The organism is Pseudomonas sp. 31 R 17 (assembly GCF_900004915.1).
GTDB classification, from domain to species: Bacteria; Pseudomonadota; Gammaproteobacteria; order Pseudomonadales; family Pseudomonadaceae; genus Aquipseudomonas; species Aquipseudomonas orientalis_A.
In genome coordinates this window covers 34,638-59,437 of record NZ_CVTN01000042.1, presented here as the reverse complement: position 1 = coordinate 59,437, position 24,800 = coordinate 34,638, and the positions used below count along the sequence as shown (strand labels likewise).

Annotated in this window: 21 protein-coding genes, 1 tRNA gene and 1 pseudogene; 15 read left to right on the top strand and 8 right to left on the bottom strand. The window is 59.7% G+C overall.

Annotation, left to right across the window (positions count from 1 at the left end; genetic code table 11):
* Positions 1-20: 20 nt before the first annotated feature.
* The 4 genes from catA to BFP89_RS04180 all read left to right on the top strand — a co-directional run bounded on the left by catA (position 21) and on the right by BFP89_RS04180 (position 4,476).
* The gene (gene catA, locus BFP89_RS04195) at positions 21-950 is read left to right on the top strand and encodes a catechol 1,2-dioxygenase (protein ID WP_065884322.1); all 930 of its coding nucleotides are present in this window, start codon (positions 21-23) and stop codon (positions 948-950) included.
* A gap of 224 nt (positions 951-1,174) precedes the next feature.
* A tRNA-Lys gene (locus tag BFP89_RS04190) sits at positions 1,175-1,249 on the top strand.
* A gap of 55 nt (positions 1,250-1,304) precedes the next feature.
* Positions 1,305-3,593, top strand: coding sequence for a hypothetical protein (locus BFP89_RS04185; protein ID WP_065884321.1), 2,289 nt, complete (start codon positions 1,305-1,307; stop codon positions 3,591-3,593).
* A gap of 445 nt (positions 3,594-4,038) precedes the next feature.
* Entirely contained in the window at positions 4,039-4,476 is a 438-nt protein-coding gene (locus tag BFP89_RS04180) for an N-acetyltransferase (RefSeq protein ID WP_065884320.1), read from the top strand.
* Positions 4,477-4,611: 135 nt separating this feature from the next.
* Here BFP89_RS04180 and deoC read toward each other — a convergent pair whose 3' ends face one another.
* On the bottom strand, positions 4,612-5,295 hold the full coding sequence (gene deoC / locus BFP89_RS04175) for a deoxyribose-phosphate aldolase (RefSeq protein WP_065884319.1): 684 nt from the start codon (positions 5,293-5,295) through the stop codon (positions 4,612-4,614).
* A gap of 128 nt (positions 5,296-5,423) precedes the next feature.
* On the opposite strand from deoC, the gene deoR reads away from it, so the two are divergent.
* The gene (deoR, locus tag BFP89_RS04170) at positions 5,424-6,182 is read left to right on the top strand and encodes a DNA-binding transcriptional repressor DeoR (RefSeq protein ID WP_065884318.1); all 759 of its coding nucleotides are present in this window, start codon (positions 5,424-5,426) and stop codon (positions 6,180-6,182) included.
* Here deoR and BFP89_RS04165 read toward each other — a convergent pair.
* The 5 genes and pseudogenes from BFP89_RS04165 to BFP89_RS29655 all read right to left on the bottom strand — a co-directional run.
* Positions 6,179-7,225, bottom strand: a complete 1,047-nt coding sequence (locus BFP89_RS04165; protein ID WP_065884317.1) for an aldose 1-epimerase family protein — start codon at positions 7,223-7,225, stop codon at positions 6,179-6,181. The genes deoR and BFP89_RS04165 overlap by 4 nt on opposite strands.
* Positions 7,222-8,553, bottom strand: a complete 1,332-nt coding sequence (gene fucP / locus BFP89_RS04160; protein WP_065884316.1) for an L-fucose:H+ symporter permease — start codon at positions 8,551-8,553, stop codon at positions 7,222-7,224. Before fucP ends, BFP89_RS04165 begins: the two co-directional genes overlap by 4 nt.
* Before the next feature lie 28 nt (positions 8,554-8,581).
* Complete coding sequence (gene rbsK, locus BFP89_RS04155) at positions 8,582-9,505, bottom strand: ribokinase (RefSeq protein WP_065884315.1); 924 nt, start codon at positions 9,503-9,505, stop codon at positions 8,582-8,584.
* Positions 9,506-9,747: 242 nt separating this feature from the next.
* The gene (locus BFP89_RS29660; RefSeq protein ID WP_370671202.1) at positions 9,748-10,473 is read right to left on the bottom strand and encodes a methyl-accepting chemotaxis protein; all 726 of its coding nucleotides are present in this window, start codon (positions 10,471-10,473) and stop codon (positions 9,748-9,750) included.
* Between the two features lie 132 nt (positions 10,474-10,605).
* Positions 10,606-11,361 (bottom strand): annotated as a pseudogene (locus BFP89_RS29655) (MCP four helix bundle domain-containing protein); the annotation flags it as partial.
* Positions 11,362-11,512: 151 nt separating this feature from the next.
* Between BFP89_RS29655 and BFP89_RS04145 the strand changes: the two are divergent.
* Positions 11,513-12,709 carry a multidrug effflux MFS transporter gene (locus BFP89_RS04145; protein WP_065884313.1) on the top strand — a complete coding sequence of 399 codons (1,197 nt, stop codon included), beginning with the start codon at positions 11,513-11,515 and terminating at the stop codon, positions 12,707-12,709.
* 14 nt (positions 12,710-12,723) lie between these two features.
* On the opposite strand, the gene xerC is transcribed toward BFP89_RS04145, so the two are convergent.
* Positions 12,724-13,638 carry a site-specific integrase gene (gene xerC / locus BFP89_RS04140; RefSeq protein WP_065884312.1) on the bottom strand — a complete coding sequence of 305 codons (915 nt, stop codon included), beginning with the start codon at positions 13,636-13,638 and terminating at the stop codon, positions 12,724-12,726.
* Between the two features lie 108 nt (positions 13,639-13,746).
* Positions 13,747-14,559, bottom strand: coding sequence for a M949_RS01915 family surface polysaccharide biosynthesis protein (locus BFP89_RS04135; RefSeq protein WP_065884311.1), 813 nt, complete (start codon positions 14,557-14,559; stop codon positions 13,747-13,749).
* A gap of 412 nt (positions 14,560-14,971) precedes the next feature.
* Here BFP89_RS04135 and arnC point away from each other — a divergent pair, with 412 nt between their 5' ends.
* The 9 genes from arnC (at position 14,972) to BFP89_RS28855 (ending at position 24,753) form a co-directional block, all read left to right on the top strand.
* On the top strand, positions 14,972-16,006 hold the full coding sequence (arnC, locus tag BFP89_RS04130) for an undecaprenyl-phosphate 4-deoxy-4-formamido-L-arabinose transferase (protein WP_065884310.1): 1,035 nt from the start codon (positions 14,972-14,974) through the stop codon (positions 16,004-16,006).
* Complete coding sequence (arnA, locus tag BFP89_RS04125; RefSeq protein WP_065884309.1) at positions 16,003-17,994, top strand: bifunctional UDP-4-amino-4-deoxy-L-arabinose formyltransferase/UDP-glucuronic acid oxidase ArnA; 1,992 nt, start codon at positions 16,003-16,005, stop codon at positions 17,992-17,994. The genes arnC and arnA overlap by 4 nt, the downstream gene beginning before the upstream one ends.
* Positions 17,994-18,878 (top strand): 4-deoxy-4-formamido-L-arabinose-phosphoundecaprenol deformylase, encoded by an 885-nt coding sequence (arnD, locus tag BFP89_RS04120; protein ID WP_065884308.1) that lies wholly within the window; start codon positions 17,994-17,996, stop codon positions 18,876-18,878. The genes arnA and arnD overlap by 1 nt, the downstream gene beginning before the upstream one ends.
* Complete coding sequence (gene arnT, locus BFP89_RS04115) at positions 18,875-20,530, top strand: lipid IV(A) 4-amino-4-deoxy-L-arabinosyltransferase (protein WP_065884307.1); 1,656 nt, start codon at positions 18,875-18,877, stop codon at positions 20,528-20,530. The genes arnD and arnT overlap by 4 nt, the downstream gene beginning before the upstream one ends.
* Positions 20,527-20,874 carry a 4-amino-4-deoxy-L-arabinose-phosphoundecaprenol flippase subunit ArnE gene (gene arnE, locus BFP89_RS04110; RefSeq protein WP_065884306.1) on the top strand — a complete coding sequence of 116 codons (348 nt, stop codon included), beginning with the start codon at positions 20,527-20,529 and terminating at the stop codon, positions 20,872-20,874. Before arnT ends, arnE begins: the two co-directional genes overlap by 4 nt.
* Positions 20,871-21,284: a 4-amino-4-deoxy-L-arabinose-phosphoundecaprenol flippase subunit ArnF gene (gene arnF, locus BFP89_RS04105; RefSeq protein ID WP_065884305.1), complete on the top strand. Its 414-nt coding sequence runs from the start codon at positions 20,871-20,873 to the stop codon at positions 21,282-21,284. The genes arnE and arnF overlap by 4 nt, the downstream gene beginning before the upstream one ends.
* A complete protein-coding gene (locus BFP89_RS04100) occupies positions 21,281-22,660 on the top strand; it encodes a UDP-glucose dehydrogenase family protein (protein ID WP_065884304.1) in 1,380 nt (459 codons plus the stop codon). The genes arnF and BFP89_RS04100 overlap by 4 nt, the downstream gene beginning before the upstream one ends.
* 3 nt (positions 22,661-22,663) lie before the next feature.
* Entirely contained in the window at positions 22,664-24,286 is a 1,623-nt protein-coding gene (locus tag BFP89_RS04095; protein ID WP_065884303.1) for an ArnT family glycosyltransferase, read from the top strand.
* Between the two features lie 290 nt (positions 24,287-24,576).
* On the top strand, positions 24,577-24,753 hold the full coding sequence (locus BFP89_RS28855; protein ID WP_122464181.1) for a hypothetical protein: 177 nt from the start codon (positions 24,577-24,579) through the stop codon (positions 24,751-24,753).
* Positions 24,754-24,800: the final 47 nt, after the last annotated feature.

Below are 24,800 nucleotides of genomic sequence, written 5' to 3'. Positions count from 1 at the left end.
TACAAGATGAGGAATGCACCATGTCCATCCGACTGTCCCAGACCGCTCACGCCCAACAGTTTCTCGAAGAAGCCAGCGGCAAACTTAACGACGCCGGCAACCCGCGCACCAAAGCGTTGGTGTACCGGATTTTGCGCGACACCGTGAATATCATCGAAGATCTGGAGGTGACTCCCGAGGAATTCTGGAAGGCGGTCAACTACCTCAACGAACTGGGCAAGAACCAGGAGGCTGGGCTGCTGGCGGCCGGGTTGGGCCTGGAACATTACCTGGATATGTTGATGGACGCCGCGGATGTCGAGACCGGCAAGACCGGTGGCACCCCGCGTACCATCGAGGGCCCGCTTTACGTGGCCGGTGCGCCGTTGTCCAAGTACGAAGCGCGCCTGGATGATGGGACCGATGCTGCCGTGCCGCTGTTCATGCAAGGCCAGGTGCGTGATACCGACGGCAATCCACTAGCCGGCGCGATTGTCGATGTGTGGCAAGCCAATACCGGCGGCACGTATTCGTGGTTCGACCCGACGCAATCGGAGTTCAACCTGCGTCGACGCATCGAAACCGATGCCCAGGGCAACTATCGTTTCCGCAGCATCGTGCCGTCGGGTTATGGCTGCCCGCCGACCGGGCCGACCCAACAGTTGCTTGATCAACTCGGGCGCCACGGGCAGCGGCCGGCGCATATCCACTTCTTTATCTCGGCCCCGGGTTATCGTCACCTGACCACGCAGATCAACCTGTCGGATGACCCGTACTTGCACGACGATTTTGCGTATGCCACACGCGATGAACTGATCGCCGAAATCCGCTTCAGCGACGATCAGCAACTGGCGCTGGAGTTGGGCGTGCAAGGGCGCTTTGCGCGGATTGATTTCGACTTTGAGCTGCAGGTGGCCGTTGCACCGGTAGAGCAGAAGCGCATGCAGCGCGTTCGTGCGCTCGAGGATTGAGCGCGGTAGGGCAGGTGAGTCTCTGAGTGTTCGGGATTACGGTGTATCGGTCAGTCTATTCAGACCGCAGCGGTGCAAACACATCCAGTTGCCTCTGGCATTGCAGCCGGGGGGGGGGAGTTACACCAATATTTTCGAACGGGAGTAATCTCTGTATGCGTCATGAGCGGCAACGTTTTCAGCCTACACATTCGTTCGTTGCGAGTAGACAATGTGCGCTCTGTTCCGGGGTAGTTCAGCGGTAGAACACTCGGCTCTTAACCGGGTGGGCGCTGGTTCGAATCCAGCCCCCGGACCCACTACATCGCAGGGTCAGAAGGACATATGTCCAGGCACGATAGGGAATCGGATGCAATGGCCGGCATAAACGCCGGTTATGCGGTCTTTCAGTTATCTCGAGCATTGACCGCATCGGGTCTAGACACTGTGAAAGCGCGTGAACGGATTGAGCGCTGGCAGCAGGTGGTCGAACACATGGTGCGGGGCACCGCGCTGTATGGCTCGCGTATACCACTCGTGGATGTGCCTGAATGGGTCACACTGGAGGTAGTCACGGGTGGTTTTGCCACTGGACAGTATCTGGCCAGTGGTGCGCTGACCGAGTACGAACGGCGGCTGGCCGCCTCAATCCCAGGCATCCGCCCTGGTTTTGAACGACTTGATCTCAACACCTGGCACCTTACGGATGAGGGGATCGAAGCACTGCAAAAGCAACTGGTGAACAGCGACTATCGGATCGATGTACCAGAAGAGGCAGCGCTACTGTACGTGGCCTGGCTGTTGGGACAGCAGCGCACGGAGGAAGCACGCAGACTGATTGAGTCGATCGCACCTTTTTTTGAGCAACTGCGTTTCTTCCCATTGGCTTCTGACGGGCTACCGCTCGCGGCGGTGGAAGTGCAGATCTTCGATGTCGGCGATATCAAAAAGCTGCTTTCAAAACTCCCTGCGCAGCAGCGTCTGGCGGTGCAAAAACATGTGGTCGTGACTCGGTTGCCTTTCTACGATGCAGCTATCTCGCTCTTCCTCTTAACGTACCAGGATGATTGGCCTTGCCGGCAATATCCTGAAGGCTGGCTTGAGCAGGCGAATGCGCTAAGTAGTCAGTTCGATGCCACCGGTAGCAATGACATCCTCAACGTTGAACCTTTCAGGGGCCGGGTAGGGGAGTTGTACGCGTTGCTAAGGCTCTGCTCCCGTGACCCAATCTCGCTGACAGGGCGTCAAGTCGGACGTATTCGGCGGATCGTCAATGATTTCGTGTGCAAACATGGTCATCCTGAATCCGAAGATCATCTACAGAGCCGAGCCATGCAGCGCCATCAGGTGGCCGCGCCCGAGCATCATCTGATCGCCAAGGCGGTTTCTGAGCGTCTGACCAGCTATACGAACTCGGAAGGCATCTCTGATTTTTCGTCCCTGTTGGAACCGATTACCAATGAGGAGGCGAAGGCATATTCGCTGAAAACCGGTGTCGCCATTCCACCAGCAGTTCGCCGACGCCTCGAGCGCTGTCGAAAGGGAACCATCAGTCAGTTGATTGACAAGGGATTGATCACATCTGGGGATACCGTGGCGCGAGTACTGCCAGCGATGACGGCCGAAATCTGCAGTGCTGGATTTCGCGATACGACACTGCGCATGTTGTCTATCGCAACGTATCGTGCTTTTCGGCGACGCCGTTCATTGCTGCTGCTCAACCTACAGAGCCAAGTCAAAATCAGTGAGTTGCCTTGGGTGGCGGCCGTTGAAGGTGAACGAGAGGCACACGCTGTCGCCGTTGAGGGAGCCAGACAAGCCTTGATCGAATCCTCGGCAACAACCCTCGCTGCTTTCCCTCAGGCAATCCTTCCGAACAAGCTACTTCAGGAGTTTGGTTCGCTTGCTGTCACGGCGAAGCTGGATCTTCCTTTTGTGGAGGAGGTCGCGGCGGACATTTTCATGGGAACCTTTTCGAATAAATTCGTGGAAGCAGCCAGGCGAGCGGCCTCGTTGATAGATGGCACCCTTTACGCCCATTATTACGACATCGACACGAACCAACTGGCGATCCTTCCCGATAAGCCGAAATCAAAGAGCAGAAACTATTTCCAGCGTGAATTGGATACCAGTGATGCATTGGCGAACCTGTGCGCACAGCGGGCTAATGCACCCTTGGGTGGACGGCATTCAGCAACCAACGGCAGGATCATCGAGCAACAACAGATTTTGACGACGCAAAACCTTTCGCTTCTATTTGGTGATCTCGGTTTGAAAGCGCTGCTACATCATCGCTTGGGTTCACTTGCTCAGGAGTGCTTTCAATGGATATGCATGCGGCAGCAGATGAAAATCAAGTTCTATCACTCTAGCTTGGTGATGCTCAAAAATACCGCTTATGCCTGGCGCCAGATGGTGTTTTATTTATCCATGCAGGATGACGCCGAGAGGCGTTGCGCAATCGATAGCATCGAAGCTCATTTCGCGGCTCAACCCATTGCATTCCGAGAGAGATTTCTACCGGCAATTATGGGGTTGCGTGTGGCAGCTTCCGGGCTCCCGTTGACCCTGAACCGCCAGAAAAGTGAGGGGGCTCAGGTTTTTCTCGGATGGACCACCGAACGACATTGGTTGTTACCGCCGCAAACGAATGACATCAGTTAACCGCTCGGCTGTATCGATGAGGCGTGCTTGAACGCCTCAAAAGCGATATCTGTTATCTGGCTGGAGTTCTTGTACAGACGGGTAAAACTTTCATGCATACATCAGGGATCGAAGTCAGGAAGGACGTCCAACGATAAGAGCATGGACGTCTGCAAAAATCGGAACGTGGTGGCGCGTGACCTCAAGCACAAGTATAGAAAGTTCCACTCTGACACGTAATTTAACATAATATACATTATGCGAACCGTTATATACGGAGACGGAGTGCTCTGGCGGTCAGATTCCAAGGCCGGGAATCCCTCTCCGATCCCTGCAACGATGCCCTGGCACGATTTGCTACGCACACGCTACGTTCTCTGTTCGGGTCTCGGCATGCCCAGCGGTTTTCTGCATAATTACAAGTTTTGCAGTGAGCTTGTCTGCCAGCACTCCAATGGAATGAAAGATGATTAGAAAATTCGAGCATGACGACACGGAACGCGTTCTGGAAATCTGGTTGAGCGCATCAATCAAGGCCCATGACTTTATTGATGCTTCGTTCTGGCAATCCCATGTTGCAACGATGCGTGAAGTTTATATCCCGGCATCAGAAACGTTTGTCATCGAAGACAAGTCCCAGGTTCTGGGTTTTTGTAGCTTGCTGGATGACCAACTGGCGGCATTGTTTATAGATCCTGATCACCAAGGCATTGGCCTGGGCAAGCAATTACTTGGGCATGCTAAAACGTTGCGCAGTGAGTTAAGCCTGGCGGTTTACAAGGAGAATGCGCCCAGTTTTACCTTTTATCAGCCACAGGACTTTGTGCTGCTCAAGGAGCAGATCGACTTGCAAACAGGCCATGCTGAATACCTGATGCACTGGCCATCGGACCGTTTTTTTTGACGACTGACGAACATCGTGCTCCGCCGATATTGACTTCAATCACGGCGCCCGCTCATTTCATCTCGGCCGAGGGTTGATTTATATGCCAGAAAACGATAACTCAACTAAATGACTATTTAGTTGAGTTATAACGCTTCAATAACCACTCGCCGCCGTCATCGCCCCGCCCACAATCGCAATCCCTGAGCTGCTGCCCAAGCGTGTGGCCCCGGCCTCAATCATCTTCAACGCAGTCGGATAATCGCGCACGCCACCAGAAGCCTTCACCCCAACCCCGGCACCCACAGTTCTACGCATCAGTGCCACGTCTTCGACCGTAGCTCCGCTTCGACTGAACCCGGTGGACGTCTTGACGAAGGCCACACCCAGGTCACGGCAGATCTCGCAGGCTTGAACCTTCTGCTGGTCGTCAAGCAAGCAGGTTTCCAGGATGACCTTTAACGGCACGGCGCCGCAAGCCTGGTGGACCAGTGCGATGTCTTCGCGCACGGCGTCCAGCAGCCCGTCCTTCAACCAGCCGATATTGAGCACCATGTCGATCTCCCCTGCCCCGGCGGCAATCGCCTGTTGGGCTTCGAACGCCTTGGTATCGCTCAGGCCGGCGCCGAGTGGAAAGCCGACCACGGCGCAAATCACCACCCTGTCGTCGGTCAGGCACGAAGCCGCGTAAGGCACCTGACCGGAATTGACGCACACCGAATAAAAGCCATGCTCGCGGGCTTCCTCGCACAAGGTGCGGATCTGTGCCTGGGAGGCGTCGGGCGCCAGTAATGTGTGATCGATGTACTTGGCCAGTGCGGCGGGTGGGAGACTGTTCATTTAATGGGCCCTTGCCTGTATGTTGCCAATGATAATGAGGCGCTTGTCACAGCGCTCACCTTAATTAGTTACAATAATAACAAATAATGTTACTTATTTAACACTAACAATCAAGCCCTGGAAGACTCGTGGACAGTAGAAAAGCCGAGCGATTGAAGCTTATCCAACAAGCCCTGCAGGACCAGAACGCCATTCACCTGAAGGAAATGGCCGCACTGCTGGACGTTTCCGAGATGACCCTGCGCCGCGATCTCAACCACTTCAGCGATCACCTGCGGTTGCTGGGTGGCTATATCACCCGCATCGGCAATGAGAGCGGCGATTACCGGGTGGCCGAGCAGGACACCCGCCACGTCGAGGAAAAACGCCGCATCGGCAAACTCGCCGCCGCGTTGATCCAGGCCGGCGATACGGTATTTTTCGACTGTGGTACCACCTCACCTTTTGTCGTTGATTTCATCCCCGATGCGCTGGAGTTCACTGCGGTGTGCAGCTCATTGAACGTGCTGCTCAAACTGCAGAACAAACCCAATTGCCACATCGTGTTGTGCGGCGGCACCTTTCACCGCAAGAACCAGGTCTTTGAAAGCAGCGCCGAAAGCAGCATCCTCGATAGCGTGCGCCTGACGTGGGCCTTTGTGACCGCGGCCGGCGTCAGCCAGGCGTTTGGCGTAACGTGCTTCAACTTCAATGAAGTCGAGGTCAAGCAAAAGGTCATGCGCCAGGCTCAGCAACGCGTATTGCTCGCCGATTTCAGCAAGTTCGACACAGTGCGCACTGCGCACTTCGCCGCGCTTGAGGACTTTCAGTACGTGGTCAGCGACAAGAAAATCCCCCGCAGCTATAAGGACGTCATTCAGGCCAGTGGCGCGCAACTGCTGGTTTAATCCAGCAACCGTTGTCGTTCCTGCGCATTCAAATACCCGGTACTGACACTGAATGAAGCGCTGGCTCCGGCCGCCAGCGAACGCACATGGCCTTTGGCTTTCTCGGCGTTATAGCCCTCGGGTTCACAGGTAGACGGCAACACGAACGCCGCCACTTGTTGATCTGGCGTGTGCAGGATCCAGCGTGCGGCGTGCGCAAATTGCTCGGGACGGTAGCGGGTGTAGAACGCCGCACCGCTGGGATGATCCAGCAGAAAATGCGCCTGGCCCTTGGCGTCTGTGCCAATTCCGTCGAAGAAAAACACGATCTCGGGGTCGTACAATGCCGGCTGCTCCAGGCAGGCCAATTGCGCAGGCTGCTCGGCCAGCTGCTCCATATAGGCACTCCATGCCGGCGTCGGCTTTACATGGTCCGGCACGCTGGCACGCAGACGCTGGCGCTGCGTGCCCAATGGCTCAACAAAGCGGGCGCCGTCCACGTACGCGTAGTTCATGTGGGCCATGTACATCAGGTCCATGGGCTTGCCGGCCAGGTTCGTTACCTGCATGTCGATATCGAACACGGCCGAATCGGCGCGCAGCGTCACGCTGGGACTCGCTCGGTAGCGATCGCCGAATCCCTTGGCATATTCATACGAGCCGCCCAGGCGTACAACGCCCTCGTCCACCTCCAACCAGGCCGTATCCATGGGCGCGCAGGGCATTTCGCCGTGCAAGGCATGCGTGTCATCCGGCGCGGGGCAGCCGTTGCGCAGCAGGCCACTGTGAAACATGAAGCAGCCGTAAGTATCGATTATCGTCGGACTGGGCCGAGGTTGCTCGAACAGGTTGCTCATGGTCAAGTCGCAACCGTCGAACACGGCTGACCAGATCATCTGCCCTTGAAAAGGCAGTATCACCAGTCGCCCACGGCTATTCTCCAGACTCACCGCCAGCACGCCGGACGGATAGACCCAGGCACTGACCTTGAAGGCCGACGATTGCAGGAGGATCTTCTCCTGCTCGGCAAACACCGCAGGGTACAGCGCGATATGTGTATTCATGAGGCTACCGCCCTGGTCGCGCCCACCGGTAAGGTGCCGGATTGGCGCATGCACTTGAGCGCATACATCACGATCACAATGAAACACAGCAACGGCACGCTGTAAGCCAGTTGCATGTTGCCGCCGCTGGCGTCGGACAACAGGCCCTGGAAGATCGGAATCACCCCGCCGCCGACGATGCTCATCACCAGCAATGAACCGCCGACGCCGGTGTCTTCACCCAGGCCATCGATGGTCAGGCCGTAGATGGTCGGCCAGCAAGGTCCGAGGAAGATACTCACGCCAACCGCTGCATACACCGCCGAAATGTTCGGCACCAGAATGGTGTAGGCCAGCAGCACGATGCACAGTACCCCGTAGATCGCGAGTACCTTGGCGGGGTGCAGGCGGCGCATCAACAGGTTGGCGATCAACTTGCCGACAAAGTAGGCGGCAAACGTGGTCAGCAGAAACCACGAGGCGCTGCGTTCATTCATACCGCCCATTTGCATGGCCAGGCGAATGGTGAAGCTCCATACGCCGACCTGTGCGCCCACATAAAGAAACTGCGCCAATACGCCAAAGGTAAAGCGCGGATTACGCCACAGCCGCCCCAGGCTTTGACCCAGGCTGCCAGGCTTGCTGCCGGCGGGCTTGTTGCCCTTGCACGCAGGGAACCGCGTAATGGCGATCAGGATAAAGATCAGCACCAGCACCGCAATCATCCATTTGTAGGGCAACAGCGTGGACTGGATCATTTGCAACTGCTGCACCGCTGCCTCGGAGGCGCTCATCCGAGCCAGTTGTTCAGTGGTGGCGTCGGTGTCCTTGAACATCACGAAACTGCCCACATACACCCCTGCCATGGCACCGAAGGGGTGAAAGGTCTGCGAAATATTCAAGCGCCGGGTCCCGGTTTCTCGGGGTCCCATCAGTGTCGAGTAGGTATTGCAGGCGGTTTCCAGGAACGACAGCCCAGCGGCGATCACAAACAGCGCCAGGAGGAACATGCCGTACTTGGCCGTGGAGGCGGCCGGGAAAAACAACAGGCAACCCAACATGTATAGCAGCAGCCCGATCAGAATCGTGCTCTTGTAGCTGAAACGACGCACCACCATCGCGGCCGGAATAGCCACAAAAAAGTAGCCCAGGTAAAACGCCGACTGCACAAAGGCCGTCTGGAAATCACTCAGCAAAAATGCTTTCTTGAAGTGGGCGATCAGCACGTCGTTCATGCTCGCTGCCGCAGCCCATAGGGCAAAGATGCTGCACAGCAGGATAAAAGCGAACCAGGGCGTGCGGTTCAGGTAGAAACCGTCGGGTGTCTGTTGCAGCGCAGGTGTGTTCATTATTGTTCTCCGGGCTGGGCTGAGGGTGTCAGCGCTGTTGTTGCTCAAAGCGATTGAACGTTTCACTGTCGGGATAGGAACTCTGCGTACCCAGCCCCATGACCGAGCAGGCGGAATACGCCACCGCCCGCTCCATGGCCTGGCGAATATGGCGGTCGCGGTTCCAGTGGTGAATGAAACAACCGATAAAGGCATCTCCGGCACCGGTGGTGTCGCGGGCTTCAACCCGTACCCCCGGCACCTGGAACTCGCCCTCCTCCCCCACGTACAGCGCACCGTGTTCGCCGAGTGTCACGATCACGTGGCGGATGCCGCGGGTCACCAGGCTACGGGCGGCGGTCCGGGCCGATTGCGGCGAGTCCACAACGTGGCCGCTGATCAACGCCAGCTCCGATTCGTTGGGGATCAGGAAGTCAAGGTGCGCCAGGTGCTCACGACTCAAACCGGCCAGGGCCGGTGCAGGGTTGAGGAGCACCGCGATACCGTGCCGGTGAGCGAATTCGATGGCGTGGTAGACCGTTTCAAGATTGATCTCCAGCTGCAGCACGATCAGCGTGCATTCGCGAAGGTCGGCGGCAGCCGCCTCAATGTCCGCCGGCAGCAAATGCGCATTGGCACCCTTGACGATCAAAATGCTGTTGTGAGAGTCGGCCCGAACAAAAATCGGCGCGACGCCGCTGGAAACGCCAGGCACGCGCTGCACATAACGGGTGTCGATACCAAAGCGCTGGAAGTTGGCCACTGTGTTGTCGGCAAACATATCGTCGCCGACCTTGCTCAGCATCAGGACATCAGCCCCAAGCTTGGCGGCAGCCACCGCCTGGTTGGCCCCCTTGCCGCCGCAACCCATGGCAAAGCCAGGCGCTTCAAGGGTTTCGCCCTGAACCGGCATGCGGTCGATATAGGTAATCAAATCCACCATGTTGCTGCCGATGACTGCGATCTTGCTCATTGCTATTCCACCTTGTTACGGCTGGACCAGGCAGGCCATGCCGCTCTTGTTTTGTTATTTAAATAACATAAGGTGTGAATATTCAATCTTTTTTTTACGCGAACGATTCAAGTCATCGTACGAACAGGCACGGACGATGGTCGGGCATCAAGCGCCGGGACGCGACCTTGAGCCGTTGCTGAATGATAATTTCACGCAAAAAAAAACCGGCCCACCAGGAGCCGGCCAAGAAGACGCCTGCGTTACAGTCTGAACCGATCCACGGACTGCGACAGTTTGCTGGCCAAGCCAGCCAACTCATCGGTGGTCGAGGCGGTATCGCCAATCACGCGACTATTGCTTTGCGACATGCCGGCGATCATCTCCACCTGGTGGGCGATCTCGTTACTGGCCAAACTCTGTTCACTGATGGTGCGGGAAATATCATTCACCAGCTCCGTGGTATTGAGCGTGGCCTGGAGGATCTCGCGAATGGCGCGTTCCACGTCGGCCGTGACGGCCATGCCCTTGTCGACTTGAGCAACGCCCTCCTCCATGCTGGTCACCGCTTCACGGGTGTTCTGCTGGATACGCCCGACCATGCTGGCGATTTCCTGGGTCGAGGCGCTGGTGCGCCCTGCCAGGCTGCGCACTTCGTCGGCCACCACGGCGAAGCCGCGGCCCTGCTCGCCGGCGCGGGCGGCTTCGATGGCGGCGTTCAGGGCCAGCAGGTTGGTTTGGTCGGCGATGCCCTTGATCACCTGGATAATGCTGAAGATTGCTTCGGATTCTTTGTCCAGGGTGCGGATCACCTGGGCCGATTGCTGGGCCGAACGTGCGATGCCGTCCATGTCGCTGACCACTTGATGAATGATCCGGCCGCCGTCCTTGGCCAGGGTTTCAGCCTGGTTGGCCATGTCCAGCGCCTGCCCGGCATGACGGGTGATTTCTTCGATGCTGGCGGTCATTTCACTCGCGGCGGCGGCCATGGTGCTGGCGGCCTCGCTTTGCTGCTGGCTGCTGCCCGCCACCTCATGACAGCCCTGGCTCAGGCGTTCGCTCACGCCATTGACGTCATGGGCATTGCTGCGTACCACGTCGATCATGCCGCGCAAATCGCGCTGCATGGTGGCGAGGCTGCGGATCAGCGTACTGGCTTCGTCCTGGTTGCGCGGCTCGACAATCGGTTCGCTCAGGTTGCCGCGGGCGATGCTGTCGGCAATGCGGCTGGCGGTGCGCAGCGGTCCCATGATGCTCATGATCACCCAGCGTCCCTGGGCCAGCAGCAGCAAAAGGCTGGCGCCCAGGACCACGCCCAGGATCCAGTTGGCGTTGCTGATCGCTTGCCGGGTGCCGGTGCTGGTTTGCTGGGTATGGGTTTCGATCAGCTCACTCAGCGTGGCCATCTGTTCCTCCAGCCGGCTGAACGCTGCATTGAAGGTCTCAAGCTCCCCACGCGCCGCCTCGGGGTTGGCCAGGGCCAGCGCGACGATGCGCTCGCCGGCGCTGACGTAAGTCTCCAGGCTGGGTTTGATTTTTTCCAGGCTGGCCTTGATGGTGGCGTCCAGCGGCAGCTGGAAATTATCCGCCAGCATCTGTCGGAAGTGCTCGGCATGCTCCTTGAGCGAGGCACTGACGTCGGCCGGCGTGCTGGTGCTTTTGCCCAGCCCCACCAGCATGGCGGACAACACATCGGCACGCAGGGCGTCGTGCATCATGTCGGCTTCCATATGGTTGCGCAGCACCGTCATGCTGACCTCATTGTCCTGCACGGCGGCGCCCATCCGGGAATTTCCCAGGTAGCCGGCCAGGCTCATGATCAAGGCGGTCAGCAGCCCGGTCGCAATCAACAGCATCAAGCGTAGTTTGATCGTCATCTGGTATCCCCATACCTGGACCGCCGGTTGGGAAACCAACCGTTCGAGCGCGTCATTAGTACCGTTATCGGCAAAGGCCTCGGTTAGTGAAGCCCAAGTTTGCGGATCTGTGCCAATCCCTTAAGCTGGGCGTCTTTGCCCGGACTTGCCCATGCCTAGAAGCATCGCCCACCTCGCCCTGCTGTTGGGCTTGATCACCGCCGTCGGACCGTTTGCCATCGACAGTTACCTGCCGGCGCTGCCAACCCTTGGCGCCAGTCTCAACGCGTCGCCGGCCGCCGTGCAGATGAGCCTGACCGTGTTCTTCATGATCATCGGCGTGTGCCAGCTGTTCTACGGCCCGATCAGCGATGTCTTTGGGCGTAAATTGCCGATCTATGCAGGGTTGGTGATCTTTACCGTGGGCAGCATCGGCTGTGCGTTGGCCCCCAGCATCGAAGTGCTGATCGGCTTTCGCGCGGTGCAGGCCTTTGGCGCATGCGCGGGGATGGTGATTCCACGGGCGATTGTCCGCGACCTGTACACCGGCCATGAAGCGGCGCGCCTGATGGCCTTGTTGATGCTGGTGATGAGCGTTTCGCCGATCCTTGCGCCACTGGCCGGCAGCCTGGTGATTTCGCTGTGGAGCTGGCGCGAGGTATTTGCCGCGTTGGCGGTGGTGGCGATGCTGTGTCTGGTGATGACGATCGTGCAACTGCCGGAAACCCATCCGCCGGAGCGGCGTCTGGGCAAGACCCTGGGCAGTGCATTCGGCAGCTACGGCGCCCTCCTCCGCGATCCGGTGTTCACCGGGTTGTCGGTGGTAAGCGGCTTCGGCCTGGCCACGTTCTTCGTGTTCATCGGCAGCGCGCCCTTCGTGTACATCGAATACTTCGGCCTGACGCCGACGCAATTCAGCCTGTGTTTTGCAGTGAATGCGGCCTCATTCTTTGCCATGAGCCAGCTGACGGCACGCCTGAGTGCGCGCTTTGGCCTGCCACCGCTGATTCGCTGGTCGGTGATTGCCGTGGCAGCCGTGATGGCGCTGCTGGCGACCACGACACTGTGGGGCAATGACCTGGCCTTGATGATGACCCTGCTGTTTATCGGCTTCGGTTTTCTCGGCCTGTTATTACCGGCGGCCGGCGTGTTGTCGCTGGAAGACCATGGCGCGGTGGCAGGTTCGGCATCGGCCCTGCTGGGCGCGATTCAGATGGTCACCGCCGCTGTCGCCATGACCCTGGTGGGGCTGTTTGCCGACCATACGCCCGCGCCAATGCTGGTGGGCATCGCGCTGTGCGCGACCGCCGCCATGCTTACCGTGCTGTGGACGCTGCGCCGCTTGCCGCCGCACCTGGCGAGCGCCTGATCGCCGCGTAACGCCTACAAATCAAACCGGTCCACCGCCCGCCGCCGCTCGTTGTCGTCACGTACGTCATAGCTGGCGGTGGTCTGGATATTGGTGTGATGGGCCAGCTTTTGCGCAATCGACAGGTCATGTTCCTCGATCACCCGCGTGATGAATGAGCGGCGAAAGTCATGGGGCATGATCTTCACGCCCACTTGGTCCCCACGCTGGCGGGCGATGTAGTAAATCGCGTGTTTGGTGATACGTTCCCGGGTGATATGACTGCCGCGTCGAATGCGGTTGAACAGGAACGTGTCGTCCTCTTCGCCTTCCTTGAGTTGCCCGCGACGGAACTCCAGCCAGGCCTGCAGCTTGGCGAATGCCCAGTCCGGCGCGTATTTGACCAGTTCTTTGTTGCCCTTGCCGATCACGCGCAAGCTGCGCTGCTCGAAGTCGATCTGCGCCAGGTCAAGGTTGACCGACTCCGATTTGCGCATGCCCGAGCCGTACAGGAGGCCGATGACGGCGGCGTCGCGCAGGCCCTGGGGGCGTGGGTCGGCGGCGCAGACTTCCATCATTTCGCGGATCAACGTGCGGCGCAGGTTGCGTCCCTGCCCCAGCCGTGTACCGGACGCGGCCTTGACCGAACGCATCTTCAACAGATGTTCCTGGCTGATCAGGCTCATCCGCCACGCTTCATTCATCACCCCGCGCACGGCATTCACATACAGGGACGAGGTGTTCGGCGCATAGCCGTCCTCACGCAACGCGGCGACCAAGGCAATCACCTGTTCGGGCTGCAGCAGGTGCCAGTCGATGTCTTCCAGGTTGACCTCGTCAAGGCCGAGGCGGTCGGCGGCGTCCTGCAGCACGTAACGCATGGTCAGTTGGCTGGAGGGCGCTAGGCGGGTGAGGTAGAGGGTCAGCGGGTTGCGGATGGACTCAGTCAAGGTAGATCAGCCTTTGGATTAAATATCACGAGCAATCCATTGATTAACCGTAATATTTATTGAATTGGCGAAGGCCGAGTCTAGCGCAGTCCCGGCCCTGCCATCAAATCAGGGCGCCACCTCTTCTTCTTCGGCGGATGGCTGAGGTTGAGCCTGGGATTGGCTCCAATCGGCGTCCTGTTTCTGCATCAGGGCAAACCAGTGGAGGCGCATGAAGGTCAGGTAACTGTCCGGCGCCTTGGCAAAATCCTTCTCATCGGCGTAGCAGCCTGGCAGCGGCAGTTCGGTGCCCTGCTCCTTGTACTGGCTGACCAGCGCCTGCTGGGCGGCCACGCTGCAATCGGTCGGCAACGGCATGCCACGCAGGGCACCGGCGTCCTCGTCCCACCAGGCTGCGCCGTAGCGGTCAACGCCGCGCAGGCGATACTTCTCCGACTTGCCGACATGCATGATCAACTTGAATTCATTCGGGCTGACGTCGCTGGTACAGGTGCGCGAATAGCCAACGGTCGCCTGGGTAGTGCCGTCACCCAGCAGGTCGGTGACCTGGGTAGCCGCCCTGTCAAAGTGCAGCCTGGCGTCGAACTGGCACTGGCGTACGTCGTCATAGAGCATCCACACGCGCTTGGGATGCTCGCCCGCCAGCAGGTATTGGGCCGCGTAGACAAAGGCCGACTGAGTGCCATCGTCGTCCCGCTCGCCGACCTGTTCGGCCAGCACCAGCAGGTTCTTGCCCTGGCGGTCGTCCCAGGTATAGGCGGCGACTTGCTTGCCACGCACTTCGACACCCTCGGGTACCTGATCAATGTTCGCCAGGGCCACGCCTTCATCGGCCCGCACGGCCGTGACACAGGCGACGCATACCCACAATCCCATCAACACCGGCCGCAACTGGCCGCGTAAAAGCTGCACGCTATTCATCCGAGTACCCTGGCAAGAGATGGCTTACTTTACCGGCACTTGAAGGGCAATGCAGAGAAGATTGTTGAATAGATACACAGCGCCCGTCACGGGCGCTGCCCACGTGAACCAAATACTCGGCGGGCTGTTCCTATCTGCCTGAAAATTACAAGGTTTAACACCTTGGCCACATAGCTGAACCCTAGCTGTCTACCTGTCAAATAAACGAGTTTTTCATCCGCCTTTCATATTCGTTGAACATTTTTGCGCTTAACCTTGTATGCAACACTTCAGAGCAATCCGGGGTTAATCGACTAAGCTGTTGATTACGCTTTATCTTTATCGCCGCTTTGTCATCTGCGGGCTGTAGTTTTGCCCAATAAACGCTGCTGTATTTCGCGCTCCAAGTTGCTCCAGCCGAGGTCTTGAATCTTTGAAACCCTACCCTATTCATTGCGTATCGATCGTTATTCCGGTCTATAACGAGCAAGAGAGCCTGCCCGAATTGCTGCGCCGCACCACGGCCGCCTGCAAACAGTTGGCCTACGAATACGAAATAATCCTGGTGGATGACGGTAGCCGCGACGATTCGGCGCAGTTGCTCGAAGACGCCGCCGCCGAGGACGGCAGCAACGTGGTCGCGGTGATCCTCAACCGCAACTACGGCCAGCATGCGGCAATCATGGCCGGTTTCGAGCAGTGCCGGGGCGAAGTGGTGATTACCCTCGACGCCGACCTGCAAAACCCGCCGGAAGAAATCCCGCGCCTGGTGGAACAAGCCGCCCTGGGCTACGACGTGGTCGCTACGGTGCGTAACAATCGCCAGGACTCCGCGTTCCGTCGCTGGCCTTCGCGCCTGATCAACCTGGCCGTGCAGCGCTCCACCGGCGTGGCCATGACCGACTACGGCTGCATGCTGCGTGCATACCGCCGCACCATCGTCGACGCGATGCTTGCCTGCCGCGAGCGCAGCACCTTTATCCCGATCCTGGCCAACGGCTTTGCCCGTCACACCACGGAAATCCTGGTGCACCACGCCGAGCGCGAACACGGCGAATCCAAATACAGCGCCATGCGCCTGATCAGCCTGATGTTCGACCTGCTCACCTGCATGACCACCACGCCGCTGCGCCTGCTGTCCATCGTCGGTTTCAGCCTGGCGGCGCTGGGCGTGCTGTTTGCCATTGCACTGATCGTCATGCGCCTGGCCTTCGGTGCCGGCTGGGCGGGTGACGGCCTGTTCGTGCTGTTTGCCGTGCTGTTCGTGTTCACCGGTGGCCAGTTCATCGGCATGGGCCTGCTGGGCGAATACCTGGGCCGCATGTACAGCGATGTGCGGGCCCGCCCGCGTTTCTTCATTGAAAAAGTGCTGCGCAACCAACCGGCAGCACCGGCTCCCGTGGTCGTCGTTGATGGCCTGGTGTCTTCCCATACTTCTACTTCTACTTCCGATCAGGTCCAGTCATGAGTTCAAAAGCCGTTGTATTCGCCTACCACGATATTGGCTGTGCCGGTATTGAAGCCCTGCTCGATGCGGGTTACGACATCGCTGCGGTGTTCACCCATGCCGATGACCCCAAGGAAAACAACTTCTACGGCTCCGTCGCCCAGCTGTGTGCCCGCAACGGTATCCCGGTGCACGCCCCGGAAGACGCCAACCACCCGTTGTGGGTCGAACGCATCGCCAAGCTGAACCCGGATTTCATCTTCTCCTTCTACTACCGCAACCTGTTGAGCGAGCCCCTGCTGGCCACCGCCCGCCACGGCGCGTTCAACCTGCATGGTTCGCTGCTGCCCAAATACCGTGGCCGCGCACCGGCCAACTGGGTGCTGGTCAACGGTGAAACCGAAACCGGCGTGACCCTGCACCGCATGGTCAAGCGTGCCGATGCCGGTGCGATCCTGGCCCAGCAGACAGTCAGCATCGAGCGCAGCGACACCGGCCTGAGCCTGCACGCCAAACTGCGCGATGCGGCCAGCAACCTGCTGCGCGACGCCCTGCCGCAACTGGCGCTGGGCAAACTGAGCGAAACCGCCCAGGACGAAAGTCAGGCCACCTGCTTTGGCCGCCGTACCGCCGCCGATGGCAAGATCGACTGGAAAAACCCCGCCGAACAACTGTTCAACCTGGTCCGCGCCGTGACGCAGCCTTACCCCGGTGCCTTTTGCGCGGTCGGCGAGCACAAGCTCATCGTGTGGCAGGCCGAGGTGGTCAAAGGCAACGAAGGTTTGGCGCCGGGCCGCGTAATCAGCGTCAACCCGCTGCGCATTGCCTGTGGCGAAGACTCACTGGTGGTCAAGTTCGGCCAGCGCAACGACAACGGCCTGTACCTGACCGGCCCTTCCCTGGCCGATGAACTGGGCCTGGTGGACGGTTCCGTGCTGCGCGGCGCCGAGTCGGGCCGCAAGCCACGCCGCACCCGTGTGTTGATCCTGGGGGTGAACGGCTTTATCGGTAACCACCTGTCCGAGCGCCTGCTGCGCGACGACCGTTACGAAGTCTACGGCCTGGACATCGGCTCCGACGCCATCGAGCGCCTGCGCAGCCACCCCAACTTCCACTATGTGGAAGGCGATATCAGCATCCACACCGAGTGGATCGAGTACCACATCAAGAAGTGCGACGTGGTGCTGCCGCTGGTGGCCATCGCCACCCCGATCGAATACACCCGCAACCCGCTGCGCGTGTTCGAGCTGGATTTCGAAGAAAACCTCAAGCTGGTGCGTTACTGCGTCAAGTACAACAAGCGCGTGATCTTCCCATCGACTTCCGAAGTCTATGGCATGTGCCAGGACCAGTACTTCGACGAAGACACCTCCAACCTGGTGGTCGGCCCGGTCAACAAGCAACGCTGGATCTACTCGGTCTCCAAGCAGTTGCTCGACCGCGTGATCTGGGCCTACGGCGACAAGGGCCTGAAATTCACCCTGTTCCGTCCGTTCAACTGGATGGGCCCGCGCCTTGATCGCCTGGATTCGGCGCGTATCGGCAGCTCCCGTGCCATCACCCAATTGATCCTGAACCTGGTGGAAGGCACGCCGATCCGCCTGTTCGACGGGGGTGAGCAGAAGCGTTGCTTCACCGACATCGCCGACGGCATCGAAGCCCTGGCGCGCATCATCGATAACGAAAACGGTGTCTGTGACGGCCAGATCATCAACATCGGCAACCCGGAAAACGAAGCCAGCATTCGCCAGTTGGGCGAAGAGCTGCTGCGTCAGTTCGAAGCCCACCCGCTGCGCCACAACTTCCCACCGTTCGCCGGTTTCCGCGACGTGGAGAGCAAGGCGTTCTACGGCACCGGTTACCAGGACGTGGCCCACCGCAAGCCAAGCATCGACAACGCCAAGCGCCTGCTGAACTGGGAGCCGACCGTGGAAATGAGCGAAACCATCGGCAACACGCTGGATTTCTTCCTGCGTGAAGCCATGCTTGAAATAGCGGATAAAAAGTAATGCAGGCAGGCCTTCGCATCGACGTCGACACCTACCGTGGCACCCGTGACGGTGTGCCGCGGCTGCTCGAGTCCCTGGACGAAGCCGGGGTCAAGGCGACGTTTTTCTTCAGCGTCGGGCCGGACAACATGGGGCGCCACTTGTGGCGCCTGATCCGCCCGCAGTTCCTGTGGAAAATGCTCCGTTCCAATGCCGCCGGCCTGTATGGCTGGGACATCCTGCTTGCCGGCACCGCCTGGCCGGGCAAACCGATTGGCCGCGACCTGGGGCATCTGATGCGCCAGGCCAAGGCCGCCGGGCATGAAGTCGGCCTGCACGCCTGGGATCACCACGGCTGGCAGGCCAATACCGGGCGCTGGAGCGACGCACAGCTGGTCGAGCAGATCCGGCGCGGCGTCGACACCCTGAGCGACATCCTTGGCGAGCGTATCGACTGTTCGGCGGCCGCCGGTTGGCGCGCCGATGAACGCGTGGTGCAAGCCAAACAAGCCTTCAATTTTCGCTACAACAGCGATTGCCGGGGCTCCAGCCTGTTTCGACCAACCCTGGCCGATGGCAGCGCGGGCACCCCACAAATTCCGGTGGACCTGCCGACCTTCGACGAAGTCGTCGGGCCGGTGGTGGCTGCCACAGACTTCAACCGTTTCATCCTGGATCGGTTCAGCGCCTCGACGCTGAACGTCTACACGATCCACGCAGAAGTAGAAGGGATTCTGATGGCCAACGATTTTCGCCAGTTGCTCGCCCAGGCAGGGCAGCGCGGCATCGATTTCAAACCCCTGGGCGAGCTGCTGCCTGCGGATGTGACCACCCTGCCCCAGCAACAGTTGGTACGTGGCGCATTGAGCGGCCGCGAGGGCTGGCTTGGAGTACAGCAGGCATGATCCGTCGCTGGGCATTGCCTCTGCTTTTGTTGGCGTTCGGGGTGGTTTACCTGTTACCGCTGGCGACCCACGGGCTGTGGATTCCCGATGAAACCCGCTACGCGCAGATCAGCCAGGAAATGCTGCTGACCGGCAAGTGGGCCGCGCCGCACTTCATGGGCATTCGCTACTTCGAAAAACCCGCCGCCGGCTACTGGATGATCGCGCTGGGCCAGGCGATCTTCGGGCAGAACCTGTTCGGAGTGCGTTTTGCCTCGGCCTTGAGCACCGGGTTGAGCATTCTGCTGGTTTATCTGGTGTCACGGCGCTTGTGGAACGACCCGCAAAAAAGCCTGGTCAGCTGCGTGCTGTACATGAGTTTCGTCAGTGTGGCGATGCTGGGTGGCTACGCCAACCTGGACCCTCAATTCACGTTCTGGGTCAACCTGACAGGCGCTGCCTTGTGGTTCTGCTTCGACAGCACTACCCGTCGTGCTCGACTGGGGGCCTGGGCCTTGTTGGGCCTGGCCTGCGGCATGGGTTTCATGACCAAAGGCTTCCTGGCGTGGCTGCTGCCGGTATTGATCGCCCTGCCCTATGCCCTCTGGCAGAAACGTTCGGTTGAACTGTTCAAGTTCGGCCCGGTGGCCGTGGCCGTGGCGATCCTGGTCAGCTTGCCCTGGGCATTGGCCGTGCACCTGCAAGAACCGGATTACTGGCACTTCTTCTTCTGGCATGAGCATATCCAGCGCTTCGCCGGTGCAGATGCCCAGCATGCCGAACCGTTCTGGTACTACCTGCCGTTGCTGATCGCCTTCACGTTGCCGTGGGTTGTGCTGTTGCCGTCCACGCTCAAGCAGGCATGGTCGGACAAGCGCCTGCCGAAAACCGCGTTCCTGCTGCTGTGGCTGCTGATGCCCCTGGCATTCTTCAGCCTGGCCAAGGGCAAGCTGCCCTCCTACATCATGCCGTGCCTGCTGCCCCTGGCATTGCTGATGGGGTCGACCCTGAGTGACAAGCTCGCTCAAGGCCGGGGCCGGGTATTGCGCATCAACGGTTGGTTGAACCTGGCGATCGGTGTGCTCGTGCTGTTGGCGCTCATCTGGTTCCAATGGAAAAAGCCGCTGTACGAACCCGGTGAGGAAACCCTGAGCCTGGTGCTGGTATTTATCGGCGTGTTCGGCTGGATCCTGGCCAACCTGCTGCAGGCGTTACGCCCGGTGAAACTGTGGGCCGCGCCGCTGATCGGCAGTGGCTTGCTGGTGGTCTTGTTGCCCGCCGCCCTGCCCCATTCGGTGGTTTATAACAAGACGCCGGACCAGTTCATCATCGATCACGCCGAAGAGCTCAAGCCCTCCGTTGCGCTGTTGAGCAACGACCTGGGTGCGTCCGCAGCGCTGGCCTGGCGGCTGAAACGGCCCGACATCACCCTCTACAACACCTCTGGCGAGGTGAAATACGGGCTGGCCTACGCCGATACCGCCCAGCGCCTGGTTGACCGCAATCAAATCCAGGCCTGGATGGCGCAAACCCGCCGCAGCGGTGCGGTGGGCGTGGTGATGCGCGTCAACAGCCAGGGCGAGAAGGAAGAGCTCGCACTGCTGCCTCCGGACGGCCAGCGGTATGCCCAAGGCAATATCGTGATTCTGATTTTCCCGCAGGTCGCGCCATGATCACCTTGCTTCTATTGCTCACGGCCTGCCTGCTCACCTGCATGGGCCAGGTCTCGCAGAAGTTTGCCGTGGAAAGCTGGCGTGACGTGCCCGACGGTTGGGCGCTGAAGTTGCGCTCACCCTGGTTGTGGTCGGCGCTGGTGTGCCTGGGCCTTGGCTTGCTGGTGTGGTTGCTGGTGCTGCAGCGCCTGGAAGTGGGTATTGCCTACCCGATGCTCAGCCTGAACTTTGTGCTGGTCACGCTGATGGCGCGCTTTGTGTTTGCCGAGCCCATCGATGGCCGCCACTGGCTGGGCGTGGTGCTGGTCATCGCGGGTGTCGTGTTGTTGGGGCGCCAGGTATGAGCCGGACACGCGGTTTCGCCCTGGCCCTGGGCAGCGTCGGCCTGGTCAGCGCCGCCCAATTGGGCATGCGCTGGAGCATGACGCAGCTGCCGCTGCCGGATCAGTGGCTCAACGCCTTGAGCACCGGCAGCATCGACCCCAGCGCTCTTTGCGTGGTGATCCTGGCGATCATCGCTTATGCGCTGTCGATGCTCTGCTGGCTCGGCGCGCTGAAGCACCTGCCCCTGGGCCGTGCCTATTCGCTGCTCAGCATCAGCTACGCGCTGGTGTACCTGCTGGCGGCCTGCCTGCCGGTCTTCAACGAACACTTTTCGCTTTCGAAAACCCTGGGGGTGGCGTTGGTCATCCTCGGCGTACTGGTCATCAACTCTCGTCGTGCTAGCACCTCAAGTCCCAGGAATACCCCATGAAAATCAGTGTATTTGGTAGTGGTTACGTCGGCCTGGTACAGGCCACGGTCTTAGCCGAAGTCGGTCACGATGTTATTTGCATGGACGTTGACCAGCGCAAGGTCGAGTCGCTGCAGAAGGGCCACGTGACCATCTTCGAGCCCGGCCTGGCGGCCATGGTCAAGGAAAACCTGGAAAGCGGACGCCTGCATTTCACCTACGACGAAAAACTTGCCGTCGAGCATGGTGAAGTGTTGTTCATTGCGGTGGGCACGCCGTCGGATGAAGACGGTTCGGCCGATCTCAAATATGTGCTGTCGGTGGGTGATGCAGTCGCCCGCCATCGCGTGGCACCGGTGATCCTGGTGGAAAAATCCACGGTGCCGGTGGGTACCGGCGATACCCTGCGCGACCACATCCGCAAGAACCTGCGCGCCGCCGGCCGTGAGCTGCAATTCGATATCGTCTCCAACCCGGAATTTCTCAAGGAAGGCTCGGCCGTGGCCGACTGCCGCCGCCCGGACCGCATCATCATCGGCTGCGAGCGCGAAGAAGTACGTGAGGTGATGCGCGAACTGTACGCGCCGTTCAACCGCAACCATGACCGCATCATCTTCATGGACCTGCGCAGCGCCGAACTGACCAAGTACGCCGCCAACTGCATGCTCGCCACCAAGATCAGCTTCATCAACCAGATTGCCGAACTGGCCGAACACCTGGGCGCCGACATCGAAGCCGTGCGCCTGGGCATTGGTGCCGACTCGCGCATCGGCTACCACTTCATTTATCCAGGTTGCGGCTACGGCGGCTCATGCTTTCCCAAGGACATGCGCGCCCTGATCCACAGCGCCAAGCAGGCCAACTGCTCCAGCGACCTGCTCGAAGCCGTCGAAGCGATCAACCAGCGTCAGAAAGGCAAGCTGTTCGAGCGCATCAACGCGTTCTTCAAGGGTGACCTGCGCGGCAAGACGTTCGCCTTGTGGGGCCTGGCCTTCAAACCCAATACCGACGACATGCGCGACGCGCCGAGCCGCGTGCTCATGGAAGCCCTCTGGGAGGCCGGCGCCAACGTACGTGCATTCGACCCCGAAGCCATGCAGGAAACCCAGCGCATCTATGGCGATGACCCGCGTTTGATGCTGATGGGCACGCCGGAGTCCACCCTGGGCGGCGCCGATGCGCTGATCGTCTGCACCGAGTGGCAGCAATTCAAGGCGCCGGACTTCGACCTGATCCACCAGCGCCTGAAAACTCCGGTGATCTTTGACGGGCGCAATCTGTACGACGGCGAGCGCCTGACGCGCAAGGGCTTCAAGTATTTCCCTATCGGCCGTGGCGACTCCTGCGACTTGCCGATCCCCCAGCAAAACTGGATGCCACAGGCCAAGGCAGGCTGATAAGTGAACAACGCTCACCCGCCCCTGCTCAATCCGACACTCCGTCTACAGTCACTGGGTTTGGGGCTTCTGGCACTGGTGCTATTCATCGCCGGCAACTGGCACCAGGCAATTATCGGCTTCGACTCGCGCTTCGTGGTATTTGCCCAGGAGATGCTGCGCCATGGCCCGAGCTTTTTTCCCACCACCTACGGCCAGCCGTATGCGGACTACCTGGCCACCTCGACCCTGCTGACCTGGTTGTTGTCCCTGCCATTGGGCGAGGTCACCAGCCTCACGGCCTGGCTGCCCAGTGCTGTCGCCTCGGCGTGCATCGTGGTGCTGGTGTATCGACTCACCGCGCCCTACTCCCAGCGCTGGGGCGTGCTGAGCATCGCCATGTTGCTGCTCAGCAGCACCTTTATCAGCGAAACCCGCGCCGTCTCCCTGGACCAGATGCTGGCGGCGGTGACGCTGACCGTGTTTTACCTGGGTTATGCCCATGATCATTTCTCGGCGGCCAAGCGCCTGCACTGGGTGTTTGCGCTGTTGATGCTCGGTTTTGCGATTCGCGGGCCGATTGGTCTGGTCATCCCTACCGGAGTGCTGTGCAGCTATTACCTGATCAACCGTCAATGGCGGCAATTGTTCAGCTTCGGGCTGTTGGCGCTGGCGTTGCTGGCGGCGTGTATCGGCCTGTTGCTGCTGCTGGCCAAGCTCAGCGGTGGCGAAGACTTCCTGCATGAAGTGATTCGCATGCAATTTCTGGGGCGCATGGATGGCAGCGAAGGCTCCAGCGGCGTGCTGTATTACTTCACCAGTTCCCTGGGCAACTACGCACTGGCCTACCCGGTGGCGCTTCTGGTCTTGCTGGCCGTGATGAGCGGTGGCCGCCGAGCCGCGGACCCGGCGCTGAAGCTGGTGCTGTACTGCGCGGCGGCCGGTGCCTTGGTGATGCTTGGCTTGTCGGTGCCCCAGGCGAAAAAGGCGCGTTATATCCTGCCGATGCTGCCAATGGCCGCGATCATTGCTGCGTATCCGTTCCAGGTCGCCCAGGGCCGAGTGTTCAGCGGGTTGCGCGGTTTGATGCTGGTGCTGTGGACGCTGCTACCTGCGCTATTGGCGGTCGGCCTGATCGCGGCGCGACGCCGTTACCCGGAACTGCTGGCCGATCTGGGGCTGATGTTCGGCCTGCTGGCGGTACTGCAGGGGCTGGCGGTGCTGGCACTGTTCAAGGCGCGACTGCGTGCGGTCGGTCCGGCTTTCGTTGCGGTGGCGGCGGTCTGGACGACTTACATCTCAGTGGTCGAACCCCTGGAGCGCAGCCTTTACGACACCCGCACGTTCACGCTGGCGGCCAAGGAGCAGATCCTGCAACAACCGGCACCGCTGGTGTTGCATGCATTGGGCAAAGACGCAAAAGCCATCAAGTTCATGGTCAACTTCAATTGCGACAAGGTCCCGCTGTTTACCCAATTGCCCGTTGAACTCCAGCCTATTCAGGCGCCGGCCTGGCTGGTGATGAGCCAGGAGGACTTCCAGAACCTGACTGACCCGCGCTTGCGTTCCCTCACGCCGACGCTCACTGGGGCATTCGATAAGACGCCTTATGTGTTGCTCCATCTGGAAAAAAACGCCTCTCCTTGAGCATGTTTCCAACGAGCTCGTAAGACATAACGCCCACTAATAAAACAGTGGGCGTTTTTCATCAGAATCACCGAGAAAACACCTACAGAGCTTTGCGTAAGAGCCGGGGCACTTTGCCTTCCGACGCCTGGAACCCGACTGTAGACTCGCTTGCCAAGTGCACTAATTATTTACCACTTGCTTCAGGCGCTGTCTGGCACAGCGCGGGTAGCGAACCTGCATCACAACAAGGAGTCAATGCCGTGCGAGAGGATAGGCTGGCTGTAGCGGCGCCGAGGCTGGATCGGCTGATGGGGTTACGCGACGCGCTGGTGGCGCTGAAGGGCCCGCTGGCTGACGAGCCAGGTATGCAGGAGAACCTGCACAAACGCTTGTTCAACGAAGAACTCGATAGCCTTGTGCTGGGCAAAATCAGCACCCCCTCTCCGTTGGGTGCCGCTCGAACACCGTTCGGCGAAGCCTCTTGAATACATAATTTTTGCATTCAACCCTCATTAATATGCATTGGCGTCGC